Annotated in this window: 26 protein-coding genes; 8 read left to right on the forward strand and 18 right to left on the reverse strand. The window is 32.4% G+C overall.

Annotated elements, in window-relative coordinates; all coding sequences use genetic code 11:
* Positions 1-42 precede the first annotated feature (42 nt).
* The 3 genes from smc to SIB75_RS10595 form a co-directional block, all read right to left on the reverse strand.
* The gene (gene smc, locus SIB75_RS10585; protein ID WP_413683289.1) at positions 43-3,594 is read right to left on the reverse strand and encodes a chromosome segregation protein SMC; all 3,552 of its coding nucleotides are present in this window, start codon (positions 3,592-3,594) and stop codon (positions 43-45) included.
* Between the two features lie 117 nt (positions 3,595-3,711).
* Positions 3,712-4,017, reverse strand: a complete 306-nt coding sequence (locus SIB75_RS10590) for a hypothetical protein (protein ID WP_413683290.1) — start codon at positions 4,015-4,017, stop codon at positions 3,712-3,714.
* Positions 4,018-4,203: 186 nt separating this feature from the next.
* A complete protein-coding gene (locus SIB75_RS10595; RefSeq protein ID WP_413389568.1) occupies positions 4,204-4,341 on the reverse strand; it encodes a hypothetical protein in 138 nt (45 codons plus the stop codon).
* A 216-nt stretch (positions 4,342-4,557) separates the two neighbouring features.
* Here SIB75_RS10595 and SIB75_RS10600 point away from each other — a divergent pair, with 216 nt between their 5' ends.
* Both SIB75_RS10600 and SIB75_RS10605 read left to right on the forward strand, forming a co-directional pair.
* The gene (locus SIB75_RS10600; RefSeq protein WP_413683291.1) at positions 4,558-5,022 is read left to right on the forward strand and encodes a DUF883 family protein; all 465 of its coding nucleotides are present in this window, start codon (positions 4,558-4,560) and stop codon (positions 5,020-5,022) included.
* Entirely contained in the window at positions 5,022-5,408 is a 387-nt protein-coding gene (locus SIB75_RS10605; RefSeq protein WP_413683292.1) for a phage holin family protein, read from the forward strand. The genes SIB75_RS10600 and SIB75_RS10605 overlap by 1 nt, the downstream gene beginning before the upstream one ends.
* A gap of 1 nt (position 5,409) precedes the next feature.
* Here SIB75_RS10605 and SIB75_RS10610 read toward each other — a convergent pair whose 3' ends face one another.
* From SIB75_RS10610 to SIB75_RS10620, 3 genes are all read right to left on the reverse strand, one after another.
* The gene (locus tag SIB75_RS10610; protein ID WP_413683293.1) at positions 5,410-6,534 is read right to left on the reverse strand and encodes a THUMP domain-containing class I SAM-dependent RNA methyltransferase; all 1,125 of its coding nucleotides are present in this window, start codon (positions 6,532-6,534) and stop codon (positions 5,410-5,412) included.
* A 587-nt stretch (positions 6,535-7,121) separates the two neighbouring features.
* A complete protein-coding gene (locus SIB75_RS10615) occupies positions 7,122-7,352 on the reverse strand; it encodes a hypothetical protein (protein WP_413683294.1) in 231 nt (76 codons plus the stop codon).
* A gap of 120 nt (positions 7,353-7,472) precedes the next feature.
* Positions 7,473-7,721, reverse strand: coding sequence for a hypothetical protein (locus SIB75_RS10620; protein WP_413683295.1), 249 nt, complete (start codon positions 7,719-7,721; stop codon positions 7,473-7,475).
* 395 nt (positions 7,722-8,116) lie between these two features.
* Here SIB75_RS10620 and SIB75_RS10625 point away from each other — a divergent pair, with 395 nt between their 5' ends.
* Positions 8,117-8,293, forward strand: coding sequence for a hypothetical protein (locus tag SIB75_RS10625; protein WP_413683296.1), 177 nt, complete (start codon positions 8,117-8,119; stop codon positions 8,291-8,293).
* A gap of 78 nt (positions 8,294-8,371) precedes the next feature.
* Here the strand turns inward: SIB75_RS10625 and SIB75_RS10630 are convergent, their stop codons facing one another.
* The 3 genes from SIB75_RS10630 to SIB75_RS10640 form a co-directional block, all read right to left on the reverse strand.
* On the reverse strand, positions 8,372-8,689 hold the full coding sequence (locus SIB75_RS10630; protein ID WP_413683297.1) for a DUF3303 domain-containing protein: 318 nt from the start codon (positions 8,687-8,689) through the stop codon (positions 8,372-8,374).
* A 170-nt stretch (positions 8,690-8,859) separates the two neighbouring features.
* Positions 8,860-9,030 carry a hypothetical protein gene (locus SIB75_RS10635; RefSeq protein ID WP_413683298.1) on the reverse strand — a complete coding sequence of 57 codons (171 nt, stop codon included), beginning with the start codon at positions 9,028-9,030 and terminating at the stop codon, positions 8,860-8,862.
* A gap of 187 nt (positions 9,031-9,217) precedes the next feature.
* A complete protein-coding gene (locus tag SIB75_RS10640) occupies positions 9,218-10,282 on the reverse strand; it encodes a glycosyltransferase family 4 protein (RefSeq protein WP_413683299.1) in 1,065 nt (354 codons plus the stop codon).
* Positions 10,283-11,030: 748 nt separating this feature from the next.
* Between SIB75_RS10640 and SIB75_RS10645 the strand changes: the two genes are divergently transcribed.
* A complete protein-coding gene (locus SIB75_RS10645; RefSeq protein ID WP_413683300.1) occupies positions 11,031-12,866 on the forward strand; it encodes an ABC transporter ATP-binding protein in 1,836 nt (611 codons plus the stop codon).
* Positions 12,867-12,914: 48 nt separating this feature from the next.
* On the opposite strand, the gene SIB75_RS10650 is transcribed toward SIB75_RS10645, so the two are convergent.
* Both SIB75_RS10650 and SIB75_RS10655 read right to left on the reverse strand, forming a co-directional pair.
* Positions 12,915-13,151: a hypothetical protein gene (locus SIB75_RS10650; RefSeq protein ID WP_413683301.1), complete on the reverse strand. Its 237-nt coding sequence runs from the start codon at positions 13,149-13,151 to the stop codon at positions 12,915-12,917.
* Complete coding sequence (locus SIB75_RS10655) at positions 13,085-13,756, reverse strand: AAA family ATPase (RefSeq protein WP_413683302.1); 672 nt, start codon at positions 13,754-13,756, stop codon at positions 13,085-13,087. Before SIB75_RS10655 ends, SIB75_RS10650 begins: the two co-directional genes overlap by 67 nt.
* Before the next feature lie 251 nt (positions 13,757-14,007).
* Here SIB75_RS10655 and SIB75_RS10660 point away from each other — a divergent pair, with 251 nt between their 5' ends.
* Positions 14,008-14,277 (forward strand): helix-hairpin-helix domain-containing protein, encoded by a 270-nt coding sequence (locus SIB75_RS10660; protein WP_413683303.1) that lies wholly within the window; start codon positions 14,008-14,010, stop codon positions 14,275-14,277.
* Between the two features lie 74 nt (positions 14,278-14,351).
* Here SIB75_RS10660 and SIB75_RS10665 read toward each other — a convergent pair whose 3' ends face one another.
* The 5 genes from SIB75_RS10665 to SIB75_RS10685 all read right to left on the reverse strand — a co-directional run bounded on the left by SIB75_RS10665 (position 14,352) and on the right by SIB75_RS10685 (position 16,798).
* On the reverse strand, positions 14,352-15,017 hold the full coding sequence (locus SIB75_RS10665; protein WP_413683304.1) for an SDR family oxidoreductase: 666 nt from the start codon (positions 15,015-15,017) through the stop codon (positions 14,352-14,354).
* A gap of 118 nt (positions 15,018-15,135) precedes the next feature.
* A complete protein-coding gene (locus tag SIB75_RS10670; protein ID WP_413683305.1) occupies positions 15,136-15,552 on the reverse strand; it encodes a hypothetical protein in 417 nt (138 codons plus the stop codon).
* A 120-nt stretch (positions 15,553-15,672) separates the two neighbouring features.
* A complete protein-coding gene (locus tag SIB75_RS10675) occupies positions 15,673-16,185 on the reverse strand; it encodes a DUF4912 domain-containing protein (protein WP_413683306.1) in 513 nt (170 codons plus the stop codon).
* Between the two features lie 176 nt (positions 16,186-16,361).
* On the reverse strand, positions 16,362-16,520 hold the full coding sequence (locus SIB75_RS10680; protein ID WP_413389551.1) for a hypothetical protein: 159 nt from the start codon (positions 16,518-16,520) through the stop codon (positions 16,362-16,364).
* 152 nt (positions 16,521-16,672) lie between these two features.
* Complete coding sequence (locus tag SIB75_RS10685; protein ID WP_413683307.1) at positions 16,673-16,798, reverse strand: hypothetical protein; 126 nt, start codon at positions 16,796-16,798, stop codon at positions 16,673-16,675.
* A 251-nt stretch (positions 16,799-17,049) separates the two neighbouring features.
* Between SIB75_RS10685 and SIB75_RS10690 the strand changes: the two genes are divergently transcribed.
* Positions 17,050-17,238: a hypothetical protein gene (locus SIB75_RS10690; RefSeq protein WP_413683308.1), complete on the forward strand. Its 189-nt coding sequence runs from the start codon at positions 17,050-17,052 to the stop codon at positions 17,236-17,238.
* A gap of 11 nt (positions 17,239-17,249) precedes the next feature.
* On the opposite strand, the gene SIB75_RS10695 is transcribed toward SIB75_RS10690, so the two are convergent.
* The gene (locus SIB75_RS10695) at positions 17,250-17,357 is read right to left on the reverse strand and encodes a high light inducible protein (protein ID WP_413389548.1); all 108 of its coding nucleotides are present in this window, start codon (positions 17,355-17,357) and stop codon (positions 17,250-17,252) included.
* A 799-nt stretch (positions 17,358-18,156) separates the two neighbouring features.
* On the opposite strand from SIB75_RS10695, the gene SIB75_RS10700 reads away from it, so the two are divergent.
* Together SIB75_RS10700 and SIB75_RS10705 are read left to right on the forward strand one after the other, a co-directional pair.
* Positions 18,157-18,513, forward strand: a complete 357-nt coding sequence (locus SIB75_RS10700; protein ID WP_413683309.1) for a DUF2237 family protein — start codon at positions 18,157-18,159, stop codon at positions 18,511-18,513.
* 95 nt (positions 18,514-18,608) lie between these two features.
* The gene (locus SIB75_RS10705) at positions 18,609-18,911 is read left to right on the forward strand and encodes a hypothetical protein (protein ID WP_413683310.1); all 303 of its coding nucleotides are present in this window, start codon (positions 18,609-18,611) and stop codon (positions 18,909-18,911) included.
* A gap of 60 nt (positions 18,912-18,971) precedes the next feature.
* On the opposite strand, the gene SIB75_RS10710 is transcribed toward SIB75_RS10705, so the two are convergent.
* On the reverse strand, positions 18,972-19,244 hold the full coding sequence (locus SIB75_RS10710; RefSeq protein WP_413683311.1) for a hypothetical protein: 273 nt from the start codon (positions 19,242-19,244) through the stop codon (positions 18,972-18,974).
* Positions 19,245-19,390 lie beyond the last annotated feature (146 nt).

Here is a 19,390-nt window from a genome sequence, read left to right on the forward strand (position 1 = left end):
TAAGATTGGTAGAACCATATTGGACCATGTTAGTAAATTCAATCAAGCTGCGATTGGCAACCCAACAACTTGAGTATGGTTCCCCCTTGCTTGAGTTACACCAATAGTCCTCATTGAGGCCCCAATCATAGGTCTTCTATGACTTACGACAAGAAATTGTGCATGCTCAGCTTGCTGAGAAATCAAAGCAGCTAGCCTTTCAACATTGACTCCATCCAAGAAACTATCTACTTCGTCAAGGGCATAAAAAGGAGAAGGTCTAAAACGTTGTAACGCGAAAAGAAAACTCAAAGCAGTTAATGATTTTTCTCCACCTGACATAGCCGCAAGCCGTCTTACCGGCTTACCTTTTGGATGGGCCACCAAAGTCAAACCACCTTCCAAAGGTTGGTCAAGATTCTCAAGTTGCAAATGCCCATCTCCTTCAGAGAGCCTTGCAAAAATTTCACGAAAATGTACATCTACTGCCTGAAAAGCCTCCATAAAGGCCTCCTGACGCAAGGTTGAAACAGTCTCTATCCTCATTAGCAGCTCCGATCTTTCATCAGTAAGAACTTGCAGTCTATTTTCTAGTTCATTAAGTCTCTCTTCTAATTTGGCCAATTCTTCCAATGCAAGCATGTTTACAGGTTCCAGCGCTTCCATTCTTTTCTGCAAAGAGTCCAAGTGAGACAGTAAAGCATCTAAACCATTATCTCTTATTTCTTCTGAGATGTCGGGAATGGGGTTCGGAAGATTCTTTTCTAATTCAGTACATCGAATAGTTTCCATTCGCATTTCTTCTTTCATGTTTTTTTGATCTTCCCTTAAACGTTGGAGACTCCATTGCATTTCTTGTAAGTTCAATCGTTTTTTAGCTACATCAGCTTCTACGCAATCCCTTTCTCTTCGTTGCTCCCCAAAGCGGGTTTCTAAATCTTTTTGTTGATTGATCAAATCTTGACGATTGGTATTAAGTAGTTTGCTTTGCTCACGCCAAGCCATATGAGCAGAAGCAAGATTATCTATGGAATCCTTTAAACGTTTTTCTTCGTTGATTAAATAAGCCTCTTGATCATTTAATCGATCAATCGCAAGCTTGTTCTGTGATTGCTTATTTGCAATCTCATCTCTTTTATTTCTAAAAGCAAGAAGATTTTTATCAGCATCTTCTAGATCATTTTGTAATTCAGACCAAACAGATGCGTCACTTGATTTATCTATTGTTTTTTCTTCCTTCTCAATTTCTAATAAAACGACCTCTAAAGGTTTAATACTGGAATTAATAGATTCTAATTGAAATAGCTTTTCTTTTTTAGATTTTTGAAGATCATCAATCCTTTTTGAGCGATGACTTTGGCGTTCTAATAAAGGCGAATTTGATCTTTTAGAAGTTACTCTTTCAGCATCAATTGCTGCTTTCTTTTGTTCTAATGTATTTAGCTGAGTTCTTAGATTATCTAGCTTATGAATGAGTTGATTTTCGTTTTTTTGACAATTAGCTAGAGTCTCACCGACTTCTAATAATCTATGCTTTAAAAGATCACAATTATCGTTATCTTTTACTCTTCCAAAACTCAAACCCAATGCTCTATTATTTAAACTTCCACCAGTCATTGCTCCACTTTTTTCCAACAATTCACCTTCTAAAGTAACAGCCCTTTTGATACCAATTTGATTACGAGCTGAAGACAAGTCACCAAACACAATTGTCTCACCAAACACATACAAGAAAACTTCTTTATATATTGAATCAAATCGAACCAAGTCAATAGCCTTTCCGATTAATCCAGTATTTTTATTGAGATTAGTCTGAACAGATCGCTGAAATACATCAGACCTATTTTGAGAGTTTTTTAAAATCTTATTTAGAGGTAAAAAAGTCAATCTTCCAGCTCTTTTTCGTTTTAAAAGATCAATTGATTTTGCAGCAATTTGATCGTTATCCACAACAACTTGCGCAAGCCTTACACCAGCAGCTACCTCAAGTGCAATCCTATAACGATCTTCAACCTCGCCTAAACTTGCAACAGGTCCATGTATACCTTCTATCCCAGATTCCAATAACAAAGTAATTGCATTTGTCCCTCGGCTTTCAGAAATCATTTCTTTCCTACTTTCTAAACGAGCAATATCATTTTGAAGCTTTGACTGTTCTTTCTCTAATCTATATTTAGTACGCTCTTGTATATCTTTCTCAGATGCTAATAATTGAAATTCTTCATTTTTAATAGACAGTAAATCTAAAATATTATCCCATTCTTTATTCAAATTATTAATTTCTATATGTACTTTATCATTGGAAGATTCATCAGCTTTTTGATCAGTTTCTAATTCTTTTAAAATAACATTTAATTGCAATAAGCTTTCTTCAATATTTTGTTTCTCTAGTCTTTTAGGATCTAATTCCAATCGAATTTTATTAAGATCATCTCTAGCTTTCTGATGTTTTTCTATCCATGCGCCAGAACGACCTGCCACATCTGAAAGCTTCCTTCTAGAAGATTCAACCCAAGCTTCAGCCTCTTTACATCTTAAGTCAGCTTCTTCTAGATCTTTAGGGTTGATCTCATTCAATTTACTTTGTAAATCAGTTTGATAATCTTTCTTTTTCTGGAGAAGATTATTTCTAGATTCCTGTAATTGTTCTCCTTCATTTTTATGATTAAGTCCTTGCCTTTCTAGCTCTCTATGTTGAGATTCAATCCCTGCTAGTTTGCCTTGAACTTCAAGCAATTGATCTTCACCAAGTTCTTTAACATTTTTTTGTAAAATATCTAATTTTTCTATACATTTACTTAAATCATTTTCATTATTAAGTAACTTCTCTGCATCTATTTTTTCTTTTTTAATTAATTCTTGATGATCTATATCTAATTTTTCCAATCCCTTTTTTGCATTTTCATAAGATAAAACTAATTCTTGCTGTCTGCCAATGAATAATTGATTCTTTAGATCTTTATATAAACTTGCTTTCTCACAATCTTTTTGCAAACGCTGTTTAGACAGAATCAATTCTTGTTCAACAATCCGACAACGTTCCTGCCTTTCATAAACATCATCCAACTTTGTACGAGTTTGAGCAATACGAGTATCAAATAGCGCGACACCAGCGAGTTCATCTATTAGACCTCTTCGATCTTTATTACTCATAGAAACAATTCGAGTAACATCTCCTTGCATAACAACATTGCTCCCTTCAGGATCGATCCTTAGACGCCTTAATTGGGTTTGCAATTGCTGTAAGTTGCAAGTCTCACCATCTGCGCTGTAAGTGGAAGCATATGACCCTCCTGGCATAACTTTTAAACTTCTTGAGACTGTCCATTCTTTTTGATCAGGCTTAATCCAAGGTCCTTCCTCAGTAGGCTCTATCCCTTCTTCAGCATCATCGGGCTGCCAATCAGTTAAATCAAATTTGACAGTTACTTTAGTTTCCGAAGATTTTCCAGCTTTTAATACACCACTATTGACTAAGTCAGGCAATCTGTCTGCTCTCATGCCTCGACTATTTGCAAGGCCTAAACAAAATAAAACCCCATCAAGAATATTACTTTTACCTGAACCATTTGGACCTGTTACAACAGTGAAGCCTTCTTCAAGTGGAATAGACATCGATCCACCGAAGGACTTGAAATGAGACAAATCTACGTGGTTGATATGGACCAACAGAATGTATCCACAATAAGAATGACATTAGCGAAATATCAGAGAAACTCAAGTCCTTCTAGCTCAGAAGAAATAATTACTATTTTTGCTTAAAATTCTGCAACCAGTTTCATCTAATACCAAATCCACTTCAAGCTTGTCCCATATCACCGATAATTTTATAGAAGTATTTTCGTTTGATGGAAAAGATTGCAAAAGAACACCATGCTTGATTCTTTTTGCAACTCCTCTATTACCTGAAACGAACTTTTCTTCGACATCAAGCCAGTAAAGATCATGAGGCGGGATAGAAACGGAATCAACATAAGGTCCGTCCAATAATGGAATATCACTTAAGCGCCAAGTTCTACAAAATTGTTTATCTTCCAAAAGCAAATCGAAATGAATACCTTTCTCATCATCAGGGGAACCAATATGTCTTAATAAAACCCACCTATAATTTTTTTTTTAATAGTAGTATTCAATTTAATAATAATTCAAAGCCAAAGAAAAATTTTTCAATAAAAAATTCAGGAGACAAGTCTCCATAATAATAATTTCTTAAGGCTAAACCTTTTAGCTTTTCGCCTCAGGCACAAACCTTAAAGCAATTAAAAGAAGGCTTCCAGCACCTGCTATTGAGGCTAAAACTAGGCCAAAATCAGTAGGGATTGTATTAGAAGCAAAAACGATTGATGAAATTCCGACGCCCATAGGATGTTAAGGAGATACCAATGACGTTTAGCACTATAAGTATTCGAATAGCAATATTTGTAAGCAAAGACGACGAAATATCCTTACGAAATTTTGGACTTCAAACATTTAAACTCCAAAAAAAGGATTCTTGTGAGGCTGCTTTCAAAATTGAATTCCACTAAGGGGTTTCGATTAAGGCAATATCTCACTATTCTTTGATAAACCTTTAGGTTTATGGAATCAGTGAATTCCTCTCCCTCTTCATCATCAAATTCAGTCGAGGCTGAACAATATATTGCTGAAAAGTCTCCAGAACAATGGTTCAATGAGCAATTTGATAATTTATTGCCAAAAATTCAAGAGCGTTGGCCAGATTTAGCTAAACAAACATTAGAAGCAACCAAAGGAAGTCTCGACGATTTAATCAATGTCATATCTGTACATTCAGGAAAAAACAGTTTTGGAGTGCAAGAACAATTAGAAGAAATTTTTCATTCTGCAACAGACACAACTAGAGGGCTAGCAGAGTCTTTGGAACCTCTCGAAAAACAGCTTGAAGACCTTTTAGATGAGTTAAACAGTACTTTAAGACCAAGAATTGAGAAGCCAGTAAGAAAAAGGCCCCTCTTAGCCATAGGCATTGCTGCTGGAATTGGAGTTTTATTTGGCATACTGCTTGGTGGAGGCAGAAGAAATTAATGACCAACTCAGAACGCAAAAAAGGCATAGGAGCTGCAGCAAGAGTTACTGCATTGGCGAGTTCAGTGATGGATCTTCATGTCCGCATTGCACTGCAAGAAATGGACAGAGAAAAACGCCGTCTAATAAGTGGTGTGATTTTCCTAGCAACTGGAGGGGTATTGATGTTACTTGCCTTACTTGGGTCTGAATTATTTCTTGGTTATTGGCTTAGAGACTTGCTTGCAATAGATAACAAATCAACAATTTTAATTTTAGTTTTGATAAATCTTGCATTAGCAGGGATGAGTCTCAGAATTGGAGGATATCTAGCAAAAGGTCCTTACCTTCCAGAGACATTGGAGGGAATTGCAAAAACTACAAAAGCTGTTTTAGGAAAAAATTAAATTATTTAATTTTATAATTCAACCATCTGCAGTCCAGTGAACCATTATTTACTTGAAAACGTCGACTTGCTTTCATCCCTAAATATTTACTTAGCTTTGGATTCCCATTAAGTAACCAAAGATCCCAGCCAGATGCTTGTTTTTTGCAATATTTTCCTAATTGTTTATAAAGATTAGGCAATTCATCTTCCTCACCTATTCTTTTCCCATAAGGAGGATTACAAATTAAAAGTCCTAATCCAGGCGGTAATTCAAATTCTTGAAAAGGACAGTTGATTATTTCTATATGATTTTCTAAGCCCGCTTTTACAACATTATTTCTAGCGGAGTTGGCAATAATTTTATCAACTTCACAGCCAATTATTTTAGGTAATTTATTATTTAAAGGTTTCATCTTCTGTGCCATTTTTAATTCTTGATCCCAAAAAGAACTATCAAAATCAGGCCAATTTTTAAATAGAAATTGTCTATCCATACCAGATGCAATTCCGAGCAACATGCTCACTGCTTCAATCAAAAATGTTCCAGAACCGCATAATGGATCTACTAAGTTATTAGTGCCATCCCACTCAGTCATTCGCATTAACCCTGCAGCCAATGTCTCCTTTATTGGAGCTATTCCAACAGCTGGTCTATATCCTCTTTTGTGGAGACTCGAATTAGAACCATCAACACTAAAAACAGCTGTAGAGTTTGCCAAGTGCAAATGAAAACAAATATCTGGATTACTCAAATCAATACTTGAGCGCAAACCAAATCGTTCTCTTTGTAAATCAATAATTGCATTTTTCACCTGCAAAGCAGTGAAATGCGTATGTGATAATCCTTCTCCAAATCCAGTGACATCTACTCGAAAACTTTGTTTAGGCTGAAGCCAATTTTCCCAATCAATTGATCTTTGAATACCGCTATACAGTTCATGTGGACTATTGCAAGAAAATCTTGAAATCTCTCTTAAAAATCTAAAAGACAACCGAGCTCTTAAATGTATTCTGTATAAACAAGCCATATCAGCTTCAAATAATATATGTCTCCTGGAAGGTTTAACTGATTTAGCTCCAAGTTCTATCAACTCTTTTGCACCCTCTTTTTCCAGACCTTGTGAAATAGATGCAACAAGTTTCATTGCTTTTAAGATATTAAAAATGGATAAAAAAGTTCTTTAAACACTAATCGATTAATTACAAAAGATCTGTCAGTATAGATGTGTCTATTTTCTAATGGACTAGGTGATTCAAACCACTATCTCGGACAGCGGTTCGATTCCGCTCAGCTCCATAAATGGGGCTGCAATGGCTTCGACGGGGTATCAGGAGAGTGACTGAAGCCTGCTCGGCAAGAGCAAAACCATAACTGCTAACAACATAGTTAGTTTCTCCCGTCAAACAGCCCCTGTTGCTGCTTGATCTTTTAGGAGATGGGGTCAGGTCAGCCTTATTACCCAATTGATCCACGAGGCCTGCAAGGGCCTCACTCTTATTCCAGCAGAATAAGTCTCATAATCTCAAAAAACTTTAAAAATAGAGTTAAGTGCAAAACTAAGTGCAAAATAATGAGATAAAAATGAACAAAAATTTAAGTGCAAAGTTAAGTGCAAAATTCAATAATTCTCTATAAAAGCAATTCTCAATCGTCTCAAAACATAAAAAAGGACTGAACTAAGTCAGCCCTTTTGGTTCCGATAGCAATCGGCTGTCAACCTTATTTATTCTCCTATACTTTCCTGACTAATTCTGATGAGATGATAGTGCTTTGATCCTCAGAGTTTGTATCGTCTGTATTTTTACCAGTAAGGAATACTAGTCCTAAAACGATAACTAAAACAAAGCTACCTAAACATCCAAAACTGACAAGAATTCCTTGATCTCTTGCGTCCTTAGCTTCTTTTTCCATTAATTCTTGACGAATTTTTTTTCCTTCTTTCTGTATTTCAGGTGAATTCAAGAGTCCATCTATCTTTTCATTGTGGCTTTGGGCTTTATCAATTTTTTCTTCTTTAAAAGCTGGAAATTCTTTGTGATCTAAGGCCCATTGCTTCCAATGATTCCATTCTTGAACTTGTGTTTACTTATTTTGTCCAGAAGCTATAAAAGCATCTCCAGCTACATCAGCACCAAAAGCTCCACCTATTGCTCCAGCAATAGCAGCATCTCCTATTTTGTTTGACCGAGAAGTTACAGGTTTTACGAATACCTCATACTTTTCTAGGAACTCAACGATGGCTCCATCAAGTGAAGGTACTGGAATTTTTTTTAAATCTAAATCTGGTCTAGATCGAATAAGGGTATCTAATTCAAGCTTTGTAAATTCCAATTACTTGTTCAGCTGTTAATCCCTTTCTAGCTGATCTAGTTCAATCAAACAAAAAAATAGAGGATACTTATTACCCAATTGATCCATGGAGCCTGGAAGGGCTCTGTTTTAATTGCAACGCAATGGAGCTGAAAGTTAATTTTTCAAAACTTAGATTCTCCCCCATATATAAAGAAACAATTAAAAGCAATGAAAGAAAAAAGAAGAAGAGCTATCTATCTATTAAATAAGCAAAAACTTAAAATTAGTGTTTAGAGACTATAAACAGCAGAAAGTATTCTTTTATAAAAGTATAAATTCACAAATTCCTATCAATTTCTTAAATACAATAATTTTTAATAAGTAATTAAATTTATAATGAAAAGTCTGATAACATTTTTAAAATTATTAATTTCATGCATTTATCTATTTTGGCTTTAGCTTCATCAGAATGGGGCATTGCTAGATTTACAACAGACTCTTATGCCTTAATAGCATTAGGAGTTTTAATTAGTCTTCCTATTCAATTACTAAAGGACAAAGTCGAATTCAAAAATATATGGACAGGCGGGAACGCTCTCTCAAACAGATAAAAATATTTTCAAACTTATCTTGATTATATAAAAATAAAATATTAAATATTAAATATTAAAAGGATTTATTCAATAAATTTAAGACATCTTTTCAAATAAATCCTTGTGATAGTCAACAACGTTTTGACAGCTTATTACTGGGGTAATTTCCATATCTATACCGAACTGAGCTCTCCATGGAGCAAAGTGTAGAAAAAGTTCCTTGTCACTTTTTGCATTGCAGAGAATTACGACACGACCTTCTGCAGGAGCATGAACGCGAAAAAGCATTTCAAAACCATCAAATTTATCTTGCTTGGACATCTCTCCATTTTCCCAAAATTCTACAAACTGCTTATACGCCGCAATTTGATTATCAATATCAGGGAACTGGCAATCAACCAAATAGAGTTGCATTGGTCAAACTATAAAAACAAATTTTAGCGAAAAAAAAGAAATAAATGATTGATATATCGATCAATAAACAAATGATGTTTTAAAAAGAAGACAAAAGATAAATAACGAATCGGAACTGATTTTTAAATCGAGAGATGATGATAAGTCGTCGTCTAAACATGATCAAATTGTCAAGGAGAATTGAAGAAACCATTTGAGAATAAAAATAAAGACATAAGAATTAAAGGCCCTAAACCAAATACAAAAAGAACAATTTTTGCGGTTCTAGGTGTTGTTTTTTTCTCCTCATTTGCTTCAGTTATTTTAGAAGTTGATTTTTTTTTCAATTTTTTGCTAGGCATATCTAAAATAGACTTATAAGCCATAGTAGCAATTATAAAACAAGTTTGATCTCATATCAGTAAAATTCATTCTAAATAAGGCAATAAATATGAAAAATAATAAAACTAGAATTACTTTTAATTTTTCATATTTAAAGTTTTATTTCACCTTATTTATATTATTTAATAATATCTTAAAAAAGAAAGATTAATCGATTTCTTGAATAATTTTTTCTATTGTTTTGGCAGTATCAAGCCAATTAAAAGACTCAGCTCTTGAAGGGCCTTTTTTAAGAGCTTTTTCAAAACATTTTTTATCATTTATAACTGCATTCATAGCAAAAGATATTGATTGAATATTGAATGGGTTAACCAAATATCCATAATCACCCATGACCTCTGGGAGCGCACCTCTATCAGAAGCTATAACGGGAGTCCCACAAGCCATTGCCTCAAGAGCTGGAAGGCCAAATCCTTCCCAAAGACTAGGAATTATAAGTGCATGACATTCGTTTAATAATGATAATTTTTCTTCATCATCAACCCAACCTTTCCAGACACACAAATGTCTAAGATTATATTCATCAATCAGTTTTAAAAGACTTGGGGTATATCTTTTATCAAAAGGTCCCACAAAAACAAGCTTATAATCATCGATTTTGGCATATGCAAATGCTTTGATAAGCCTACCCAAATTTTTATGTGGATTATGCCTACCAATAATAAGAAAAAAATTTTTTCGAATTTTCTTTATTGGATAAAACTTCTCATTATCAAATCCTAGCTTAATTGGAAATAATTTATGTTTAGGTACCTTATAAAATCTATTCAAATCATTAGCAGTAGAAATAGAATTGCATAAAATTATCTTCGATTGTTTTAAAACTAAAGGGATATAAATTAAATGATATAAAGTTAAAAATGATAGCGAAGGGTACCTAATTGGTATTAAATCGTGAGCTAAAACAATAGATTTAATATTGGTAAATAATGGAGCTTCCAATAATGGTGATAGAAAATAATCAGTATTTAAATTCTTCATTATTTTTGGAACAGTATTTTGAAGCCAACACAATCTTCTAAAATGGCTTTTAAAGCCTGAACCTGGAGATAAGTTATTAGGTATAGAAATATCCCCTTTTATTCCTATATCTTTTGGAATAAGTGTAGTTATTTTATTGGGTGAAAAAGAATTTAGTAAATCCTTAGAAACGACTCCAATACCTGTATTTTTTTTTGTTATGTAGCTCCCATTAAAAATTATAGAAGTCATGGTTATAATATCTGCATGGAAATCTATCTTAGATAATAATCAGGAAAATGTTGAGATCAAACTTTTTTTTAAAATTATTTAAAAATAAAAAGAAAAAGAGTAATAAAATTATACAAGATAATTCAAATAAAAAATTTGCCTTTCAAGAGCAAATTAATTTTCAAATCACAGAAATAGATCAAAGAATATCGGAGAATAACAAAGCCTTAGTTGAAGCACAAATAATCAAATTTAGATCCACATTCTCAAGACCTAATAATTTTATAGAGCAAATAGGAAAGAATGTATACAAAACCAAATTAGAGGACTCAATCAATTGGCATCAAAAAGAACTCCAAGAATTATATCTTACGCGTAAAGGATTAGAAATCAATCTAGAAAAACTTCAAGGTATATTTTGGTTAAATCGAATTAAAAGATTTTTGAGAATTATATTAATAGGATTTTTTATCTTTTTAAGTCTATTAATCTTTTTATCTGGTTTTATGATTATGATTTATTTCCTACCACTTATTGTATTAATCTTCTTAGCATATTGGATTTCAAATAAAAGATATTAATACATATTTGAATATTAATTTAATTTAAATCATATTCAAATTAAAATGTAATTAATAATCTCTAAAGAATACTTTTTCAAAATTTTTTTGATTTTCAAAGCTTTAAACCTAAAGAACTCATAACCAAACACCCAAGGAACTGGCTGAATCAGGAGAAATAATTTCTCAAAAGTAAGTAATTTTATAAAATGATTGGCACTAGCAAAACATATCATCTATTAATGCGCCTACTCAAGGCACTACCAGTTAGAAGAAGAAGATCCCTATTGAAATTAATTCCTGTCGCAGCCTTGACTGGTTTAGTAGATGTAATTGTAGTTGGCATTGTCTCTAGATTATTTACTGTTTTCATAGGGCAACCCAATCAACCACCCTTACCATTTCAAACTTTTATACCAGAAGACCCAAAGACAAAAGTCATCAGTTTAGTAGTTGTATACATAGCAATGAATTGGCTGGCATCATTTTCTAAATTATTTCTTAAAGCAGCCCAAGAAAGACTTCGAGTGGCAATCTGGCGAGACTTATCAGAACTAGCACAGAAAAAATTACTATCTCAACCATATGAATTCTTCTTGGACAAGAAAAAATCTGATTTGTCATCAAAAGTTCTGATAAATATATCTAGAGTCTCAGAATTTCTAGTAAGGCCAATCCTTCAAATTTCTAGTGGGTTATGTGTGATTACTTTTATATGTATTGCTGTTCTTTTTATAGCAAAATCAATAGCTCTTTATTTAATTATCAGTCTCTTAATATTTTATATCTTTATTTCATTATTTGTAACACCCTATATAAGATATTCTTCCCGTCAAAGAATCAAATTAGAGAAAGAAACAAACAATATTTTAACTGAATCAATGAGGACAATTATAGATGTACACCTTACTGGCTCAGAATCATACTTTGAAAAGAGATATAAATTAGCAGGTAAAACCTCTTTCCCTTTTATTTGGAAAGCTGAAGTTTTACCTGAATTCCCTAGGTCATTAATAGAGCCCTTTGGTATTACATTAATTTTTACTATTGGACTTTTCCCTTATATAACTGCTCAAAATAATTCAATTCTTATAGAGATAGTTCCATTTTTAGCAACAATTGCAGTCGCTGCATTAAAACTAACGCCTCCATTACAAGATTCCTTTAGGGCATTAACTTGTATGCGTGCATCAATCCCTGATTTAGAAGAGATACTAAAGTTAATAGAACTTCCTTCCAGTCGACTAACTAAAAGCTCAAAAGGTGTTCCCACAAAAAAAGGTATTGAGCCAAGGAACAACATAAAACTTGAAAAACTGAGTTATAAATATCCCAATAGTGAGGAATACACTTTAAAAGATATAAATCTCACTATCCCTATTGGATCAAGAATAGCTTTCATTGGGGAAACTGGAAGTGGTAAAACAACTACAGCCAATCAATTACTATGTCTTCTTAGACCCACAGATGGAAAACTTTTATTAGATGGGATCGAACTTAATGATACAGAAGTTCCTGCTTGGCAGGATTGTTGCTCTTACGTTCCACAAGCAATTACTTTATTAAACAGCAACATTATTGAAAATATTGCTTATGGATTAGATAAAGAATTAATAGATAAGAAAAGAGTCTGGGATGCACTTAAGGCAGCTCAATTAGCAGAATTAGTATCAGAAATGCCAAAGGGTTTAAATACACCAGTTGGCGATAATGGCATTAGATTATCTGGAGGACAAAGACAAAGATTAGCTATAGCAAGAGCTTTTTATAGGCAATCAAAATTACTAGTTTTAGATGAAGCAACTAGCGCTTTAGACAACAGAACAGAAGCAGACGTAATGGATGCGATTGAAATTATAGGTAGACGATGCACAATAGTAACTATAGCTCATAGATTATCTACAATTGAAAGATCAGATTGTATATATGAATTTAAAGATGGAAAAATAATTGCCTTTGGTAATTATCAACAATTACTGAAAAAATCAAAAACTTTTTCTGATATGGTAGAAATAGCCAAAAAAACACATAGCTCCAATATATAAATCACATACACTCCAAGATATTAAACAAATTAGGGGGGAAATTAAACATTAAAAAAGTAGTTTGAAATCTATTAATTCTTTATTTGTAAGATAAAGAATCAAGCCTGTTCCAATTATCGATCCCGATAATCCTCCTACAAAACCAAAAAATAATGTACTCAAATCTTTCCCATCGGTTGTAGGTGACTGATTATAAATAGGCAGTTTTTCAACTACTTTTAAGCGCTCAGTGGCAGGTCTTCTACTGGTTTGTTGATGTCTAACAAGTGCTTCGAAATCTGGCATTGAATTTGTTTAGCAATGGAACAATAGGCCGACCAACCCGACATTCGCCTGGGGTCGGATCGACCTTTATCATCTACTGCATCGATCACGGCGGCTCCCTGATTTTCTGCTTTATCAAAAGCTGACAACAAAGGAATGTCTCCCTCTAATACCGTTAAATCGAATTTTTCTAACGCTTCTCTGGCTTCATTCGCAATTCGCTTTTGACGAAAATCAACCTTCACTAATAAGACTGCATGAGGAATATTTAATTGTTTTAATAAAGATGCTAATTCAACTGTTAATTCAACCGATCTGGCTTTTGGTGCTGTAGGTAAAAGTACAAGATCAGACCCAGCTGCTAAATGCTTCAACTCTTCTTCATCAGTACTTGCTTGACCATCAGTTATAACAATTTCTGTGAATCTAGTAGCTTTAGCAGCTGCCTCTACAGGGACAATATTAAATTTAAGATTTCCTCTTGATCCATAAGCTAGAGCCGATCGATTTCTATCAGCATCCACTAGACAAACTGTCTTCCCTTGAGAAGTCCAAACACTTGCCAAATGGATTGAGGTACAAGTTTTAGCTACGCCACCTTTTTGGCCACATACAGTTATGAACAAAGGAAGAGATTTACATCTAAAAATAATTTGCAGGATGTAATTACAAAGTCAAGTAGCTACACAAAGATCAATCAAGCAATACTAATGTGAAGTATTCAAAATCATAAGAAAAATAAATAGATATTAGTTCTTTTGGTATTTTTGAATACCTTCTCACGCTATAATTAATAAATTAATCATCAAGAGAAAATATTTATGCTTGCAAGAAGTTTTTTCTAATGCATATTTACTAATATGCATTAGAAAAAGAAATGATCATCGAAAAGATTTTATTAAATACAAAAAGAAAATTTTCCAAAATTTTTAGTATTTTAAATCAACCAAGAGAGAAATTGTCAGATAGGTGCGAAAACATAACATCTATTCCAGGAATAGGAACAAAAAATTGCAATAATTTTTATGAAGCTGGTTATATGACACCAGAATCAATTATTTCAGCATCTGATGAAGAACTCTTAACAATTCCAGGAGTGGGGATTAGCTTTGTAAAAAAATTAAGGACAACATTAGGTAGACTATAATTTAAGGATAAAAATAATATTTTATAGAGAATATTTAAAATAATCGCGTCAATCGAAAGCTATAATTAAGTCTATTACCAAGGTAATATCTCACCATTTGAATGCCAGAAAGTTCCTGTATTTTCAAGTGTAAGTTCATCAATTCTTTGAATAAGTCCTTTGACTGATTCTTTAGGCTGAATACCATTGGGAGTAAATCCTGTCATTCGAGTACTGACTAAACCTGGATGTAAAATTGCTATAGAAATACCTTTAGGCTTTAAATCAACCGCTAACGATTTACCAGCCATACATAAGGCAACTTTTGACATCCTATATCCATAGGAACCACCGGAAGTATTATCTTCTATTGAACCCATACGACTACTTATTAAAGCTATTTTTGCAGATTTTCTGAGATGACTAAGCATAGTTTGTACACAACAAAGAGGACTTAAGGCATTTACCTCGAATTGATGAAGAACACTCTGTGGATCTAAATTAGAAAGAGAGTTAAATTGAGCAATTCCAGCGTTATGTATCAAAACATCAACTTTAGTATCTTTTAACTGCTCTCTAAGCTTAATAACCGAATCTCCAGAAGTGATATCTATATTTGATTCAACTCTTACTGACAATGCATCTAATTCTGGAGACGAAGATCTACAAGTAGCAATTACATCTTCTCCTCTCTCTTTCAATTGTCGAACCAGTTCTAAACCAATACCTCTATTGGCACCTATAATTAGATAAATAGACAAAATAATTTTTACTCTAAAACAAGACTAAAGCAAAAAACGAAAAAAAACGAAAATCATTCTGATTGATACGAAAAAAGAAGGTAAATAAAAAATTCCTGATCATCTAAAAAAAGTATTATCAATAATCTATATCTTCATAAATAGATTCTGCTAAGTCTGTAGAAGATCCTGAAAGGATATTTGGACCAGATAAAAAAATAAACCTTACTTTGCCTCGTAACTCTCCTGCGAGATGAATACAGCAAAAACCTTTTTTAATTACAAGTAACCGCCAAAACTCACTCCAATCTATACATTGATCAAGAATTTCATTAATATGGAAAGTATCATCTGAAGAATTGATTTCAATTTTAAAGTTATCTCTTAAAAAAAAATATTTTGCTAGTCTTTCATTTTTAGCCATGATCTTACCAATATATTTAGTATTCTTTAGGTCATAATCTAAAGTTTCTAAATAATTAAAAATCTGATCAATGTCAATATTACTAAAACCTTGATATTTCAAAGTATTTATAATTTGCAAATCCTTCTTCATCCCATCTCTACATTAATTACTATATATATTAAATCAATAAATTAAAAAAGTATATTATTATAAAAATTTTATACAAAAATTATTTTTATAAAATCAAAAGTGAAAATTCAGCATTTCTCTTTATATAGAAATATTATCAGAACCACCAATGGGTTTATTTAATGAGAGTTTATAGGCCTTTTCATGAAAATTTTGATCTATATTTTCAACTATAGTTTTAGAATCAAACCAATTATCATTATCAAAGTATTTGATTATCTTTTTTATTCTATATCCCAAATTTAGATTATCATATGCAAGCTTTCTCCACTCACCATTTTTTTTACGATAGCCAAACTCAAAATAATACCTACCTTTGTTTATAGGGATAGGAAAAGCAATAGAAGATTGAAATTTACTTACCTGTATCTCTTTCATAATACAAGTTGAATTATCTTTATTTCTATTATTACTTATATCAAATAATCTAATAGCAAAAAAACAACTTTTACTAAATTCAATTCTAAAATTATCAATTGGACTAATTTTCCACAAACATTTGACATAACCATTTCCAATATTATCGACAGTTAAATTGCTAAAAGTATTAGTTACTTTATTTAAGGCATGCCAGAAATACTCTTTTAAATTCAAATTGAGAGAAATTTTCATTTTATTCGTCCAACAAACAATATTTAATAGTATAATTAGATTTTAATTTTTTACCATAGATTCTATTATAAATTTTTTTTTGATTATATTAACTATATATATTTATAAATGATTTATCTATAAATAAAGTAAGTTTTTAAAAACTAGGTTTCCTAAAATTAGGCTGCTTGAGGCTCTTGCTTTTCAGAAATAATTGACTCAACAAAATCAGCCGTAGCTCTTCTTGATGAAATATTACTTGTTTTCCAGTGATTAATTAAAGTTTTCAACTCAAGTATTCTTTGCTCTGCAACTTCAATTTTTTCTGTATTAGACATAGAAATAAAAGTTGATCTTTATTTTCATCCTACCCTTTTTAAAATATATATCAAGAGATAATAAAAAATAAGGATAGATCTTAAGTGAAAAAATTGAACAACAAAAAGCCAGCCACAAAGTAGCTGGCAAAAGAATTAATAGACCAAGGCAACTATATAAATCTATTAATAATAAAACCCTTCAAGGCAGGAGCCAAAGAACAAAAAGATCTTCTCATTTCCATTGACTCTTGTCCGATTGGTAGATGCGACAATGGATCACCTCCGTAAATAAACATAGTTAAACAATAGCTAAAAAATGATCTAAGTCGGTAAATTAGGTAACAATTTTCTAAAAAAAAAAGATTTGATTATTGTTTAGGTGAATTTAAAACACTTCAATGGTTTGAAACAAAAATATCTCAATTATGAATTGGCTATCACAACTAAAAATTCTAAATGTATTTTAGACATAAAAAAAGTAGAAATTATCCTATATGACGCGTTAGGAAGAATACATCGCTAAAACATTAATCCTAACTTTACACAAATGAGTCAACTAATCTTTGGCGGCTTACTCACAACACCAGCACCAACAGCACCTATTGTAGGAATTGTATTTATTGCTTTATTTGCAATAGTAGGCTTCATGGTTGGGCCAGACTATGACGGAATGAATGCACCTGCGTTAGGCAATAGAAAAAAACAAATCAAGATTGATTGGTTGGGTGATTGTTGAATTAACCATAATCAAAAAATACCTGGTATTACTTGACCAGTAGTCGCATAGGCACCAATGCCTGCAACTATGCCTAACATTGCCATCAAACCATTAAAACGTTCAGCACCTGAATTCATGACTTAATAAATTAAAAATAAAGCATAACTACAGGAAGAACGTGGTTGAGAGAGGAATACCGAACGATTTGACTTATGAAGAAAATTTTAAAAAAGGAAAATAGAAATTTAATTTGACAAAGTATGAGAAACAATCCCTGAAGTAATCAAAAGAATACTTTGCAGAACCAAAAGAATAGAGAGAACTTCCACTTAGAGTTATTCAATAATAATACAATTGTACTATGCGCCATAATCTTTGCAGCACTCATGGATCAAAAATCCAAAAAGATTATACATTTTTAAATTTAAATTTTCTAATACGACTTTAAATTTACTTAAAAGCAATTAGCAACTTAATCTATGAATGGCTTCTCAATTTACACCGGGACTCACATGCTCTTCTTAAAAAATGGTTGCAAGATGAATAGCACTGTATTGGAATACTTGAAAAAACTCTTCCAAAGTCTTCTTGACATATCCTTTCAATGTTGAATAGGTGAATCATAAAAACTTATAATCATTAAACTAATAAAAGATGAGTGAGCTACCAAATAAAAAGAATTGCTTGAGAGATTGATGAGATAACGACTCAAGCGTTACAAAAACATGATGAGGCTTATGATATGTTGGCAAATATCTATGAAGATCTCTGCTGCTCTGATGCCGACTACAATGATCGAACATACTATGAAATAATTGAAATTAAGAAATGATTATTTGAATACCTCCGAACAATTGACAATAAATAATGCATTTCAATATTTAATGATAAAGCCTATATTACAGATATCATAAGCATCCTTAAGGATTAAAAGTCATGCAGCAAAAAAACGTTTTAGGTACTGAACTTAAATCCTGTAGTTGCAGTCCTATGACTGGATGGTATCGAGATGGGACTTGTAGAACAGACTTATCTGATCTAGGCATGCATACTGTCTGTGCTGTTATGACTGAGCAGTTCCTTACATACAGCAAAGCCCAAGGGAATGATCTCTCTTCGCCTCAAGTAGGATTTCCAGGCTTAAAAAAAGGCGATCATTGGTGTCTTTGTGCTCCTCGATGGAAAGAAGCATTTGACGATGGAATGGCTCCTTTAGTTGACCTAGAAGCAACAGAAGAAAGTACTTTACAAATAATTCAAATAGAAACTTTAAAAAAGTTTTCACATAATTGATCCTCGATAACGTATTTAAATAATTCTAAAATCAGTCCAAATCAACTTGCACTTCATGTATTTCAAGCTAGAAAGAACAAAATAGACAATGAATCATGTTAACTACATCCTCGCGTCTTCGAATACAAGAAATATTAAGTAGACTTGCTATGGGAGATCAAGTAACTCTTGAAGAAAGGATTTATATCAATAAATATGCGACAAAGAATCAAAACGTATCTACTTGGCTTCGAAAAGCTTCACTTATCCAACGAAACAGACATAAATCTAATCCAATAGATGAATTGCTGAATGGACTAGATCTAAGTCCAGAAGAACCCCATTCAACATACAATCCAGATCAAGATGATCTAGGAGAATGGTTTTCTGGAGCACCTTCATGGATTAGAAGAAGCTAAAATTGTAAGTTCAATAAAAGAGCAACTTTAGAAAGAAATTTCAATCTTTAGATAAAGAAATCAAGCAGCTTCTTCTTCTTCCTTTTTTTCTACCTTTAATAAATCTATAACATTAGAACTGATAGGTTTAAAGTCCTCTTCCTTAGCCGAAGTAATAGAATCCTTCATCAAAAGTTTTACAAGCGCAGTAATAGAAGAGGTTAGCAACTTTAAGCTTTCAAAAATATTGCTTAGTTCTTTAGTAATCTCCTCTTGATGTTTTCCTTTACTCATTAATGTTGAGAAAGTCCAACCAGCCAGGCCTAGCGCTAGCAGAAAAACGAGAGTGATCATTAGTAAAAATCAATACAAATCATATATATCGACTACTCATAAATAAAGCAAGTCAAAGAATATATATTCTTTGAAAATTTGATAATTCTAAAAATATTTTCAGAGCCATCGATGATATTTATATAATGATCGAATAGTTAATATAA

It is taken from the genome of Prochlorococcus sp. MIT 1011 (assembly GCF_047305235.1).
In the GTDB taxonomy this organism is placed as follows: domain Bacteria; phylum Cyanobacteriota; class Cyanobacteriia; order PCC-6307; family Cyanobiaceae; genus Prochlorococcus_B.